This window comes from Brevibacterium sp. XM4083, assembly GCF_006489205.2.
Lineage (GTDB): Bacteria > Actinomycetota > Actinomycetes > Actinomycetales > Brevibacteriaceae > Brevibacterium.
Genome location: NZ_VFYR02000004.1, coordinates 492,431 through 505,749, shown reverse-complemented (window position 1 = coordinate 505,749; position 13,319 = coordinate 492,431). Strand labels below are relative to the sequence as shown.

Here is a 13,319-nt window from a genome sequence, read left to right as displayed (position 1 = left end):
CGGCCGTTCCTCAGTGCTTGGCGCTGCCCTCGCGGCGGCGTCGGGTGATGATCACCGAGGCGGCCCCGACGAGGACGAGGCCCGCGGCGATCGAGACGGGCAGAGCGAGCTCGGAGCCGGTGCGCGGCAGGTTCCCGCCGGGTCCCGCGGTGTTCTGCGCGTTCTCGTCGCCCTGCGAGCCGCCGTTCTCATCGGCGTCGTTCTGCGACCCGGAGCCGTTCTCGTCGCCGTCGTCCTGGCTTCCGTCGGCGTCATCCTGGCCGTCGTCGGCGCCTGCGTTCCCGCCGTCGGCGCCCTTGCTCCCGCTGTCTGCGCCGCTGTCGGAATCCGCGCCGCCGTCGGCCGCTGCTGCCGCACCCGCACCCGCGTCTGCATCAGCCGATGCTTCCGCGTCCTCTCCGCCGGTGCCGCTCTCGGGGTCGAAGATCCCGACGAGGACGGGGTCGTGGTCGGAGGCGCGGTAGCGGTCGGGGGAGTAGAGGTCGGTGACGTTGTAGTTGTACCGGCTGTACTCCGAGGCGATCGGCTCGACGGAGTTGATGTCCCAGATGTCGGCTCCGGTGACGTTGTCGAACGCCGTCTCGGTGTCGCCCGCATCGAGGGCGAGCACGTGGTCGAGGCTGCCGGTGCGGCCCTGGAAAACGTACGTCGACCCGTCGGTCATCTCCGCGGCGACGTCCTTGTACCCGGCGTCGTAGAAGACCTGCATGGGGTCCTCCTGCGTGTACGAGTTGAAGTCGCCGAGGAGGTAGACGTCGTCGGTGTCGGCCGCTGTCTGCTGCTGGCCGGCGAAGTCGACGAGGGCGTTGGCCTGCTTGACGCGGTCGGCGTTCGAGAAGCCCTGACCGTCGCCGGTGTCCTCGTTGCCCGGGCCTTCGCCCGAGCCCTTCGACTTGAAGTGGTTGGACACGGTGACGAACGTCTTCTCCGTCTCGGCGGTGCCGGCGTCGTCCTTCGGCGCGAACGCCTGGGACAGGGGTTCGCGGGCATTGGAGAACGCGTTCTCATCGTCGAGGATGACCGATTCGCCCTGCGGGGCCACCTCGGCGATCTGATAGATGAGTGCGGTGCGGATGACGTCCTCTTCAGCGGGAAGGTCGGCCGGGGAGGGGACGAACGCCCACTTCTCCGCGCCTGCCGCCTCGTTGAGGCGGGTGACGAGGGTCTGCAGGGCGGAATCGCGGTCCTTGCCGAAGCGCGCCGAGTTCTCGATCTCCATGAGGGAGACGACCGAGGCGTCGAGGTCGTTGATCGCCTCGACGATCTTCGTCTCCTGCCGCTCGAGGCTCTCCGCGTTGGCGGCACCGCGGGCATCGCAGCCGCCGCGGACGGTGATCGGGTTGCCCTCGCGGTCCTCGTAGTAGGTGCACCCGGAGAGCTGGTCGCCGGTCGTCGTGAAGTAGTTGAGGACGTTGAAGCTCGCGAGGGTGACCTGGCCGCCGACCTCCTCGGGGGCGGCGCTGCGGGTGTCGGAGAACGTCGTCGGCTGGACCGCCTCGGCGTTGTCGCCGGTGAGCTGCGTCGTCGGTTGGAACCGCCACTTGTCGAACCCGAAGCCGAGGACGACCGGTGAGGTGAAGGTCGCGGCCGCGCCGACGCGCACGGGTGCGTCCTGACTGAGGTAGGGCAGGGGCACGTCCTGGTCGCTGTCGAGGTAGTTGACGCTCGCGCCGTCGTCGAGGATGACCTCGCGGGCGAGGTTCTCGGCCTCGATCGCCTTCGCCTCGTCGCTGCCGGGTCGGGCGACGTCGGTGGGCTGGCGCAGGACGCCGTCGCCGGTCGCGAGGGCGATCTCGCCGTACGTGTTCGCGTTGTAGTTGTCGGAGACGGTGAGCTCGCCGGAGGGCTGGACGAGCATGCCTTCGAGGGCCTCGCGCTCGGCGGCATCGTCGGGGAAGTCGCCTTCGACGGCCTTGACCGCTTCGGCGGGTTCGTCGAGGCGGGTCATCCCGGAGGCGGAGACGGTCAGCTGTGTCTGCCCGTAGCGCTCCGAGGCGGTGCCGGTGAGTTCGAGGAAGTCGCCGATGCTCACGTCGGCCACGGTGTCGGGGGAGTAGACGAAGATGCCGTCGGAAGCGCCCGGTGTGGCGTCGTCGGCTCCGCCGGAGCCCGCGGTCTGGACGAAGTAGCCGCCGAGTCCGCCGGTCGGATACGCGGCCGTGACGACCCCGCGGGTCCTCACTGTCTCACCCTGCATCGGGCTGTCGTCCTCGGTGCCCTGGATCTCGGCGATCGGGGTGACGTCCTCGGGAGCCGGGTCGCCGCCGTCACCGCCGCCGCCCGGCAGGGCGTCCGGGGTCGGCGGGGCCGCGCTCCAGGACCCGTCGATGAGCTGGATCGACTGACCGCCGCTGGCCGTGGCTCCCGTGGGGGTCGCCTCCTCGTCGACGACGGGGTCGGGGGTGTGGGTGTTCGCCGTGCCCGTCACGCCTCTGCCGCCGGTGACGCCGCCGATCTGGTCGAAGGAGATGAGGGTGCCCGCGTCGTCGATCGCGAACGCCGAGGCCCCGTAGCTGCCGTCGGCGGCCGATCCGGAGTTCACGGAGTTCGTGATCGGCACCTCGACGGCCAGGGCACCGGAGTCGCCGACGGTCGTGCCGTCCGGGACCGTGGTGACGTTCTCCGCCGCTTGGACGCTGCCGCCGCGGGTCACCGAGCCGACGGTCCACCCCGAGAGGTCGGTGCCGGGGTCGGCGGCGATCTCGATGAAGTCGGTGTCGAGGGTGTAGCCGATCTCGCTGATGTGGGGTGCGGTCGCAGCGCTCGCCGAGGCGGTCGGCAGGACGAGTCCGAGGCCGGCGACGAGGCCGAGAGCGGCGGCGGAGGCGAGGGAGGACGAGGCTTTCATGGAGGCCTTTCGGGATCAGTGGGCACACGCGGACGTGACGGACGGATCCCTTGCACCCTATCGGCCCACTGGTCGACGCCGACGGCAACCATGTGAACGCGATGTGAACACTCGGGCAGTCCACTGAACGCGCTGACTGTGACCGAGCCTACACTCCGGCGTGGACATCAGCCGTCCACAGAGATGCGGAGCATTCGGGTCGTCGGATCGACGTGCACGTCGCTCATCTCGGTCAGACGCACGTCGGCGACGAGTGGAATGCCGCGGTCGGCGTTGATGCCCACGACGGTGCATCCGGCCGCGGCAGCGGCCTGCGAACCGACGGGGGAGTCCTCGAAGGCGACCGCGACCCGCGGGTCGAGCCCGAGATCGTGCGCCGCCCGCAGATAGACGTCGGGAGACGGTTTCCCGTCGTCGACGTCATCGATGGTGACGATCGCGTCAAAGCAGTCGAGCAGTCCCGCTCGGTCGAGGAGGCCGCGGACATCGGCGCTGCGGCCATTGCTCGCCACCGCGATCGGCACGACACCCGCGAGCGCCCGCACCAGCTGCCGGGCTCCCGGCATCGGGGCCGACACCTCGGCGAGGGCGGCCGTGTAGGCACTGTCGATCTCCGTTGCGGTCGGCGCCGTCCCGACACCGGTGGCAACGGCGGCCAGTTGCTCGGCCGCCTCGGCGCCACTCAATCCACGAAAGGATTCGGCACGGTCATCATTGACCCCGAGACGGTCGAGATAGGCGGCCATGAGATCGAGCCAGGGTCGTTCGGAGTCGACGAGGATGCCGTCGCAGTCGAAGATCGCCCCGCCCAGTGGAATGGTCTGACGCTGAGTCACAGCGTCACTCTAGCGGCAACGCGAAGGGCGCTCAGGCACCTGGCGAGAGGTGGCTGAGCGCCCTTGGGGCATCCGCGGTGATCAGGTTCGGGCGATCACGCCTTGAGCTCGGCGGCGAGCTCGTGGAAGTCACGGCTCGGGTTGCCGAAGCGGTGCAGCGTCATCGACACGGCCTGCTCCTGGACGTAGTAGCGCAGCTCGACGCGGCCCGAGGAGGTGACGGGCTCGTCGATGACGGCGACCTCGGGGCGCTGCGCGGCGACCGCGAGCAGCTCCGGCTCGTAGTCGCCGAGGACGCGGATGCGCGCGCCCACGGTGTCGTCGTAGCGGCCGTCGGCGACCATCGACGCGAACGCCTCAGCCGATTCGACGCGCGAGGCCACGCCGGCGCGCTCGACGGCGATCTTCACGTCTGCGGAGATGTCCGTGGCCACGCTCAGCTGCACCGTCGAGCCGACGGTCTGCGCCGCCGAGAGCGAGCGCTCGAGATCGAACGCCGTCGCCGCGCCGGTGACGCGCAGTGTGACCGGGCGCGGACGGTAGCGGAAGATGTTCGCCTCCGAGCGCAGACCCGTGTGGTCCTTCGCGGCACCGAACTCGGCGTCGAACCAGCGGCGGTCATCGGCCTGGGCGCGTTCGAGGCTCTGTCCGTCGCCGACCGAACCGGGCAGGGTCGCCGGATCGTCGGTGTAGTGACCGAAGAGCATGAGGTAGTTCGGGCCGCCGGCCTTCGACCCCAGACCCACCGACGACTGCTTCCAGCCGCCGAAGGACTGGCGCTGGACGATCGCGCCGGTGATGCCGCGGTTGACGTAGGCGTTGCCCACCTCGACGCGGTCGAGCCACTGACGGACCTCATCGGGATCGAGCGAGTGGATGCCGCCGGTGAGACCGAAGTCGACGGCGTTCTGGAACTCGATGGCCTCGTCGAGGTCACGGGCGTGCATGAGGCCGAGGACCGGACCGAACACCTCGGTGAGGTGGAAGAACGAACCGGGCTTGACCCCGTCCTTGATGCCCGGGCTCCACAGGCGGCCGGTGTCGTCGAGCTGCTTGGGCTCGAGCAGCCACGACTCGCCGGGCTCGAGGGTCGTCAGCGCGCGACGCAGCTTGTCCGAGGGGTCCTCGGTCAGCGGTCCCATCGTCGCCGAGAGGTTGGCCGGCCAGTCGACGACCATCGAGGACGCGGCGTCGATGAGCTGCTTGCGGTAGCGCTCGGAATCGTACGTCGACCCGACCATGATGCCGAGCGACGCCGCCGAGCACTTCTGTCCCGCGTGGCCGAACGCGGAGTACACGAGGTCAGCGACGGCGAGGTCGCGGTCGGCGGCCGGGGTGATGACAAGGGCGTTCTTGCCCGAAGTCTCGGCGTTGACGTGGAGTTCGGGACGGAAGGACTTGAACAGCGCGGCCGTCTCCGAGGCGCCCGTGAGGATGACGCGGTCGACATCCGGGTGGGAGACGAGGTGCTGACCGAGCTCCCGCTCGATCGGAGCGCTGAGCTGGAGGACGTCGCGCGGCACGCCGGCCTCCCACAGGGCATCGACGATGAGCGCCGAGCAGTACGGGGTCGGACCCGAGGGCTTGTGGATGACCGCGGAGCCGGCGGCGAGAGCCGCGACCGTGCCGCCGGTCGGAATCGCGATCGGGAAGTTCCACGGCGGGGTGACGACGACCATCTCATCGGGCGTGAACGTCGCCCCCTCGAGCTTCTCGAGTTCGAGAGCGTGGAGCGCGTAGTAGCGGATGAAGTCGATCGCCTCGGAGATCTCGGGATCCGACTGGGACGGCATCTTCCCGACCTCGGCGGCCTCGACGGCGATGAACTCGCCGCGACGGGCGGCGAAGATCTCGGCGGCACGGTGGAGGATCTCCCCGCGCGCTGCCGCCCCGAGGGCACGCCAGTCCGCGGCGGCGGCGCGACCGCGGGCGACCATCGCATCGATCTCGTCGGTCGATTCGATCGTCGGCGCGGCCGGACGGGAGTCAAGATAGCCCGGTGCGGTCGCCTCGGCGATGATCGACCGGATCCACTTCTGGTTGGCCGGCAGCGACGGATCGGTGTCGGGTTCGTTGGCGAAGACGACCTGAGCGGGCCCGGCCATGTGGGCGGCGGAGCGGTCCTGGGTGCGGTTGGGCAGCGGTGCGGCCTCACCGTCGACGGCGAGCTCGGCCTCGAGCTGCGCGACCGAGGCGCGGAAGCGGTCGGCTTCGCGGTCGAAGATCGCATTGCCGTTGGCGAGCTCGAAGATCCCGGACATGAAGTTCTCCGTCGCGGAGTTCTCCTCGAGGCGACGCACGAGGTAGGAGATCGCGACGTCGAACTCCTTCGGGTGCACGGCGGGCACGTAGAGGAGGAGGTCCCCGACGTCCTCGGTCACGGCGGCCGCCTGCTCGGTCGCCATGCCCTGGAGCATTTCGAACTCGACGCGGTGGGTGACCTCGCGTTCGACGGAGAGGTGGTGGGCGAAGGCGATGTCGAAGAGGTTGTGGCCGGCCACGCCGATGCGCAGGCCCTCCATGCGCTCAGGGGTGAAGAGCCAGTGGAGGACGCGCTTGTAGTTCGCGTCCGTGCTCTGCTTCGAATCGCACGTCGTCGTCGGCCAGCCGGCCACCTCGGCGTGGACGGTCTCCATCGCGAGGTTCGCGCCCTTGACGAGGCGGACCTTGATGCCGGCGCCGCCGGCGGCCACCCGCTGGCTCGCGAACTCGCTGAGCCGCTGGATCGCCCCGAGGGCGTCGGGCTGGTAGGCCTGGATGACGATGCCGGCCTCGAGGTCCTTGAACTCCGGTTCGGAGAGCAGGCGGGTGAACACGGCGAGCGTGAGCTCGAGGTCCCGGTACTCTTCCATGTCGAGGTTGACGAACTTCGCACCCGTCGGGGCCTTCGCGGCCTGGGCGTAGAGCGGGCGGAGGCGGTCGACGACGTAGTCGACGGTCTCGTCGAAGGCCCACATCGACAGCTGCGAGGCGACCGAGGAGACCTTGACGGAGACGTAGTCGACGTCGTCGCGGGCGAGCAGGCGGTGCGTCTCCTCGAGGTGGTGGTCGGCTTCGGCGTCACCGAGCACGGCCTCGCCGAGGAGGTTGATGTTGAGGCGGTGGCCCTCACCGGTGAGCTTGGCGACGGTCGAGCCGAACGGCTTGTCACGGGCGTCGACGACCATGTGGCCGACCATCTGGCGCAGGCGGGTGCGGGCGGCGGGCACGACGACCTGCGGCATCACCTTCGCCAGGGCGGCACCGGCCTTGATCTGCGCGCGGTCGAGCTTCGACATCGTCTCCGGGGCGAGCTTGCCGACCTCGGCGAGTGCGTCGGCGGCGGCGTGGACGTCATCGGTGCGCACGACGCGGTCGACGAACCCGACGGTGAAGTCGAGCCCATTGGGGTCGGAGAGGACGGCCGAGAGGCGTTCGGCCGCGGGGTTCTTCGCAGCGGTCTTGTTCGTGGCCACTCGCAGCCATTTGCGGACGGTGTCGACCGAGCGCGCGGTGAGCTGTTCGAGGTCGGTGTCTGTGTGCAGCAACGTGGGTCGTCCTTACTGTCGTGACGGTGTTCCGGCGGGATTTCCCTCAGTATGCGCCGCGCCGAATGCGGGGTGAATGGCTGGCGACCGCCCGCAGAATAATTTGAGTCAGAAGTCGTGACCGCACGAGTAGAATCGAGTCATGTACACGCCCGAGTTCCGTCGCGAGACCGTCGTTCGCGCGGCAGTGACCTCGATCGCCGAGGCGGCCGCGGAGGCGGGGGTGTCCGAGTCGAGTCTGCGTCGCTGGGTCCGCCGCGCGGACCTCGGCGACCGTCCCCGCAGCGGGCGGCCGCAGATCCAGAGCACCGCCGCCCAGGTCGTCGAGGCGCTCGTGGGAACCGCGGGCGCCCGCATCTCCGGACCGGACTTCTCGACTCGGGCGCTCGCCGAGGCGACGGGCCTGAGCCAGAGCATCGTGACCCGGGCGATGCAGGACCTCACGGTGTCCTCGGCCCACCTCGCCGAGGTCCGCACGGCCGGAGGCGGGGGCGACGAGGTCGTCGCCGCGGTCGGCGGATTCCCCCTCATCGTCGTCGGCTTCCGCCGGCGGGCGGGAGCCGAGCCCGGCCCGGCGGTCCCGGCGCGGCGGATCCAGCGGCGCATCGCCGGACTCGTCGCCGCGCTGCGCTCGGCGGGCGTCGCCCGGTGGTCCCAGCGCTTCGGCAGCGAGCACCGGCAGACCGATGAGGCGGCGATGACGATCATCCGCGACGGCGTGCCGGGGGTCGCCCCGAGCGCCCTGCGGCTCGTCGTCTTCGACCCCCTCGGCGAGGCCGCCGAGGTCGTCGCCGCATCATTCGAGCACGCCCCGCACCTGAGCCACCTCTCCCTCCACCGCGACATCGACGCCTTCGTCACCGCGCTCAAGGAGGCGTTCGCGCACAGTCAGGACATTCCCGGCTCGCTCCTCGACCTCGTCTCCGGCCGTGTGCGCCACGGCTTCGAAGGGGTGAACTGGCAGGCCGGGCGGCAGACCGAGGCACCGAAAACTTCCACGAGTTCTGACTCAATGGAGATCTCCTCATGGCTGCCGAGCGCGACCCGCTCGATCACCGAGCACCTCGCGATCGCCCTGCGCGAGGAGATCATCGACTCCGGCTACGAACCCGGGGACCGGATCAGCCCGAAGCTGCTCTCCCGCCGCATGGAGGTGCCGCGGTCCTCGGTCGATGCCGCGCTGCGGCGGATGGTCGACGACGGACTGCTCGACGGCACTCGCGGCGGGGCGAGGATCCCGCTCATCACGACCGTCGACGTCCTCGACCTCTACGCGGCGCGGATGGCCGTCGGCGAGGTGCTGCTGCGGTCTCTCGCCCTGCGCCCCCAGCGGTTCCTCGTTCCCGTCCAGCTCGCCCTCCGGCAGGTCGAGGCCTCGGCGGCGACGCGCAGCGGCATCGACGTCGAGGACGCCGACCTCCACTTCCAGCAGGAGCTCGCCCGCGCCTCGGGGCTGCGGCAGAGCGCGCGGGCCTTCGAATCGCTCACCCTGCGTCTGCGCCTCTTCATCTCCGTCCTCAGGCTCGACTACTCCCCGGCCAGCGACCGGATCCTCGCCGACGACCGCGGCATCTTCCGGGCCCTGTCACGCGGGGATGCGCGGGAGGCCATCGAGGTGTGGCGCGGCAAGGTCGACAACGCGGTGCGCCACATGTCCGGACTCCTCGCCCGCCGCCGCTTCGACCACGAGCTGTGGGCGCAGCTGACCCAGCACTTCGGCTGAACCCGGCACTTCGGCTGAAGCCGCCTGTCGCTCAGCGCTCACAGGCCCATGATCGAGATGGCGATCGTGAAGTAGACGAGCAGTCCGCTGGCATCGCAGAACGTCGAGATGAACGGGGTCGACACGACCGCCGGATCGACACGGCAGGCCTTGGCGACGAGCGGGATCGACCCGCCGACGAGGGCGGCGATCGGACAGTTGACGATGAGGGTGAGGCCGATGATCGTCCCGATGTCGAGGCCGTAGAGCGGGGAGGCGATCGCGAACGCCGGGACGGCGAGGAGGACGCCGAGGGCCAGGCCCGTCGTGAACTCCTTGACGGCGACCCGCGCGAAGTCCCGCAGCCCCACCTCGTCCATCGCCAGCGCCCGCGTCACGGTCGTCGCCGCCTGCGAGCCGGTGTTCCCGCCGATGCCCGTGAGCAGGGGGATGAAGAGGGCGAGGGCGACCACCTCGGCGAGCGTCGATTCGAAGATCTCGAGGACGTGAACGGTGAGCACGGCGGACACGGCGAGGACGAGGAGCCAGACGATGCGGGTGCGCGCGATCGTGAGGATCGGGGTCGGCAGGTACCGGCGGTAGAGCGGCTGGGTGCCGCCGGAGAGCGCGAAGTCGGCTTCGTCGGCCTCGGCGATGATCCGCGCCGCGTCGTCGATCGGCACGATCCCGACGAGGCGGTTCTCGCTGTCGCACACGGGCAGGACGGGCACGCCGTCGCGCAGGGCCGCCCGCGCTGCCGTCTCCTGATCCTCACTCGTGTGCGTGACCGTCTCGAGCGGGTCCATCGCCGAGGTGACCGGGCAGTGTGCGTCGCACCGGAGGAGTTCGAGCGCGTCGAGGGTCCCCACGAGAGTGCGGTCGGCGGTGAGGACGGGCAGGAGGCGGACGTCGGCGAGATCGACGTCGGCGGCGCGGACCCGGTCGGCCACCTCGGTGACGGTGTCGTCCTCCCACGCCACGACGGCCGTCGGAGACATCCGGCGGGCGATCGAGTTCCGGTCGTAGCCGGCGACGGCCATGACCGCGTCGAGATCGGCAGGGGAGACTGCGGCGAGCAGCTTCGTCGCGACGTTCGCGGGGAGTTCGTCGACGAGGCGGCTCTGGTCCTCCGGGTCGAGGTCGGCGAAGATCGTCGTCAGCTCCGCGGTGCCGAGCGCGGTGATGAGGTCGGAGCGCGTGCCGCGGTCGAGGCGGTCGAAGACGTCGACGGACACGGTCTTCGGCAGGAGTCGGAAGACCACGGCCGCCTCGGTGGCGGGCAGCTGCGCGATGAGGTCGGTCGTCGCTGATGAGCCGAGGCGGCGCACGGCGGCTGCCAGGCGCGGCAGCTCACGGTCGGCGGTCAGGGTGCGGATGGTGGACGCGTCCATGGTCGTCTCCAGGCAGTCGTCGATCGACGCCTGCGGAAGGAGCGGTCGGACAGCAGGCGTCAGGGCATGGGGGAGGGGCGGCACAATCGAGAGTCGGAATCCATCGACGACCACCTCCTTGACGCGGCTCCGGCAGCTTTCCTCCACCCTATCGGAGGGGTCGGACACGAACCGCATCGGGTAGATTTGGGGAGACATTCGGGCGAGACGAGGGAATATGCGACCGTGGAGATTCTGACTGTGGGCGTGGCCGGGGGCACCGGCAGCGGGAAGACGACGCTGACCCGGGCGCTGCTGGCCGAGTGCGTGGGCGTGTCCTCGGTGCTCTACCACGACAACTACTACCGCCGGCAGGACGACCTCACCTTCGCCGAGCGCGAGCGCGTCAACTACGACGACCTCGACGCCTTCGACAACGACCTCTTCGTCGACCATCTCCTCGCGCTGCGCAGCCAGCGGTCGGTCGAGAGCCCGATCTACGACTTCTCCAACCACAACCGGAGCACGGACACGACCGTCGTCCAGCCCTCTCCGGTCATCATCGTCGAGGGCATCCTCATCCTCGCCGAGCCGCGCATCTGCGAACTCCTCGACATCAAGCTCTTCGTCGACACCGATGCCGACGTCCGCCTGCTGCGCCGGATCAAACGCGACGTCATCGAACGGGGCCGGACGCTCGAATCCGTCGAGGAGCAGTACCTCGGCACCGTCAAGCCGATGCACGAGCTCTACGTCGAGCCCTCGAAGCGCAACGCCGATCTCATCGTCCCCGAGGGCGGCCACAACATCGTCGCGATGGACATGATCATGCGGAGGATCAAAGCCGGGGCGTGACGCCCGGTTGGCGTGTCGTCCCAGGTCACCGAGGCCGGGCATCTCATGTCAGGACCGTGCCCTAGGGTGCGGTCATGGAGATCGGTCCCGCTCCGGAATCGCCGTCGGACTACCTCGCCGAGGTGGCCCGATTGGGCGGCTTCCTGCGCGGTGCCGCGGTGGCGGAGTCCGAGGACGACGCGCTCGCGCGGATCACCGCGCTCGAGGAGCTCACCGCGACGATCGCCGCCGCCCAGTCGGCTGAGGCCGTCGCCTTCGCCGAGCTGCGTCGGGACCGGGACCGCCTGGCCGGTCTGCCCGTCCAGGAGTGGGGTGTGCGCGCCGGCGACGAGGTGGGGCTGGCGAAGCGGGTCTCGCCCGGATCGGGGCGGAAGTTCCTCACCGCCGCCCAATCGCTCGTCACCGAACTGCCCGGCACCTATGCGGCGCTGACGGCCGGGGAGATCTCCGCGGACAAGGCGCGGATCGTGGTCGAGGAGACGGCGACCCTCGAGCCGGGGGATCGGCGGCGCGTGGATACGCGGATGCGTGAGAGCCTCGGCCAGTCGGGACCGCGCAGTCTGCGCACCGAGGTGCGGGCACTGGCGATGCAGGTCGACGCCGCGGATGCTGCGAAGAAGGCGGAGCGTGCCGCCGCTCACCGGCGGGTGTCGATGACGCCGCTGGCCGACGGCATGGGGCGGGTGAGCGCGATCCTTCCGCTGCCGCAGGCCGTGGCCGTCTGGTCGGGGCTCAAGGCCGAGGCAGACGCGGTGATCGCCGGAGGGGACGCGCACGGTCGGCGGCACCCGCAGATCATGGCTGACAGTTTCGTTGAGCGGCTGACCGGGCAGACGACTGCCGCGGCGGTGCCGACGGAGGTCCACGTCGTCATCGACGCCGAGTCGCTCTTCGCTGACGGCATGGTCCCGGCATGGATGCCCGGATTCGGGCCGCTGCCGGCGGCGACCGCGCGGAGCTTCCTCGCCGCGAACGAGGCCGAGGTGTTCATCAGGCGGATGTTCACGAGCGTGACCGACGGTCAGCTCGTCGGCACCGAATCACGCTCACGGGCCTTCACCGGGCGGCTGCGGCAGATGGTGATCTTCCGTGACGATCGGTGCCGGACCCCGTGGTGCGATGCCCCGATCAAGCACGCCGATCATGCTCAGCCCTTCGCCGCCGGCGGTGGCACTTCGTGGGAGAACGGCTCGGGACTGTGCGCCTCCTGCAACTACGCGAAGGAGCACCCCGGATGGTCGCACGAGGCGACCGCGACGGGACTGACGGTGACGACCCCGACCGGGCGGAGATACGCGACGACGACCCCGCCGTTCCTCAAGCGGATGAAGCATCCGCGGCGGTCGAACCGCGGTATGGCCGGCACCGGTCCTTCAGTGAGCACCGGTCCTCCGGCGGACAGCGGTGCTCCGGACAGCGGTGCCGGTGACTGGCGTCGGGTCTTCGCCGGTCTGCTCGAGCCGGACGCCGCACCGGCGTGGCGACGCGCCCGCTCCCACGCCGAGGAGGTTCTCCGCACGCAGATCCGCGCTCGCGCCGGGTGAGACAGCCCGGGTGACAGTTCTGCAACATCCCCGTCACCGGCCGGCGGCAGGTGAAACCAAGGATGGTGGTCATGAACACCGTGGACCGCCCCGCACCCGTCGGCACGCAGCTGCTGCCGCGCGGTCGACGGTCGCGGTGGGTGGCGCGGTGGCTGCCGCTCGTCGCGCTCGCGTCCTGGGTGGCGATGATCTGGGTGCCCGTCCTCGACAGCGGGAACCACGAGGGGCCCCGCCTCGTCATCACCTCGCTCGGCGAGCAGCCGATCGCGCCGGAGACGAGCGACGTCGCGTTCCTGCTGCCGTGGATCGCGATCATCGCGTGCGCGGTCACCGCATGGATCTCACGGTCCCTCGTCATGTGGTCCCCGGCGGCGGTGATCCTCGGGCTCGTGCTCCTCGTGGCGCTCACCCTCATGCTGCTCGACCCGCCGTTCTTCATGTGGGACGGGATGGACGAGCAGGGCCGCTGGGTCGGCGGGATGGAGATCGGCTATCCCGCACCCGGGGCGGTGCTGTGGGCGCTCGGCAGCACGGCCCTCATCGTCGGCGGCATCTTCGGGCTCTATGGCAGCCGACACTGCCGTCACCGCAGGCACGCCGAGAAGTACTCGGGCTCGCGCTTCTGAGCTCGGCTACC

Annotated in this window: 8 protein-coding genes; 4 read left to right on the top strand and 4 right to left on the bottom strand. The window is 70.2% G+C overall.

Annotated features, from left to right (window positions below; genetic code table 11):
• Positions 1 to 10 precede the first annotated feature (10 nt).
• From FJ887_RS14730 to FJ887_RS14720, 3 genes are all read right to left on the bottom strand, one after another.
• Complete coding sequence (locus FJ887_RS14730) at positions 11 to 2,848, bottom strand: ExeM/NucH family extracellular endonuclease (protein WP_140955712.1); 2,838 nt, start codon at positions 2,846 to 2,848, stop codon at positions 11 to 13.
• A gap of 167 nt (positions 2,849 to 3,015) precedes the next feature.
• Positions 3,016 to 3,684 carry an HAD family hydrolase gene (locus tag FJ887_RS14725; RefSeq protein ID WP_140955713.1) on the bottom strand — a complete coding sequence of 223 codons (669 nt, stop codon included), beginning with the start codon at positions 3,682 to 3,684 and terminating at the stop codon, positions 3,016 to 3,018.
• A gap of 95 nt (positions 3,685 to 3,779) precedes the next feature.
• Positions 3,780 to 7,211 carry a bifunctional proline dehydrogenase/L-glutamate gamma-semialdehyde dehydrogenase gene (locus tag FJ887_RS14720; protein ID WP_140955714.1) on the bottom strand — a complete coding sequence of 1,144 codons (3,432 nt, stop codon included), beginning with the start codon at positions 7,209 to 7,211 and terminating at the stop codon, positions 3,780 to 3,782.
• A 142-nt stretch (positions 7,212 to 7,353) separates the two neighbouring features.
• Here FJ887_RS14720 and FJ887_RS14715 point away from each other — a divergent pair, with 142 nt between their 5' ends.
• Entirely contained in the window at positions 7,354 to 8,934 is a 1,581-nt protein-coding gene (locus FJ887_RS14715) for a GntR family transcriptional regulator (protein ID WP_140955715.1), read from the top strand.
• Between the two features lie 38 nt (positions 8,935 to 8,972).
• Here the strand turns inward: FJ887_RS14715 and mgtE are convergent, their stop codons facing one another.
• Complete coding sequence (gene mgtE, locus FJ887_RS14710; RefSeq protein ID WP_140955716.1) at positions 8,973 to 10,304, bottom strand: magnesium transporter; 1,332 nt, start codon at positions 10,302 to 10,304, stop codon at positions 8,973 to 8,975.
• A gap of 225 nt (positions 10,305 to 10,529) precedes the next feature.
• Between mgtE and udk the strand changes: the two genes are divergently transcribed.
• The 3 genes from udk to FJ887_RS14695 all read left to right on the top strand — a co-directional run bounded on the left by udk (position 10,530) and on the right by FJ887_RS14695 (position 13,308).
• A complete protein-coding gene (gene udk, locus FJ887_RS14705) occupies positions 10,530 to 11,138 on the top strand; it encodes a uridine kinase (RefSeq protein WP_137825150.1) in 609 nt (202 codons plus the stop codon).
• A 74-nt stretch (positions 11,139 to 11,212) separates the two neighbouring features.
• On the top strand, positions 11,213 to 12,682 hold the full coding sequence (locus FJ887_RS14700) for an HNH endonuclease (protein ID WP_250786257.1): 1,470 nt from the start codon (positions 11,213 to 11,215) through the stop codon (positions 12,680 to 12,682).
• A 71-nt stretch (positions 12,683 to 12,753) separates the two neighbouring features.
• Positions 12,754 to 13,308: a hypothetical protein gene (locus tag FJ887_RS14695; RefSeq protein ID WP_137825149.1), complete on the top strand. Its 555-nt coding sequence runs from the start codon at positions 12,754 to 12,756 to the stop codon at positions 13,306 to 13,308.
• Positions 13,309 to 13,319 lie beyond the last annotated feature (11 nt).

Excerpts from the sequence above, each read along its gene's own strand:
- FJ887_RS14730 (WP_140955712.1), bottom strand. The coding sequence starts at position 2,848 with ATGAAAGCCTCGTCCTCCCTCGCCTCCGCCGCCGCTCTCGGCCTCGTC.
- FJ887_RS14695 (WP_137825149.1), top strand. The coding sequence starts at position 12,754 with ATGAACACCGTGGACCGCCCCGCACCCGTCGGCACGCAGCTGCTGCCG.
- mgtE (WP_140955716.1), bottom strand. The coding sequence starts at position 10,304 with ATGGACGCGTCCACCATCCGCACCCTGACCGCCGACCGTGAGCTGCCG.
- FJ887_RS14715 (WP_140955715.1), top strand. The coding sequence starts at position 7,354 with ATGTACACGCCCGAGTTCCGTCGCGAGACCGTCGTTCGCGCGGCAGTG.
- FJ887_RS14700 (WP_250786257.1), top strand. The coding sequence starts at position 11,213 with ATGGAGATCGGTCCCGCTCCGGAATCGCCGTCGGACTACCTCGCCGAG.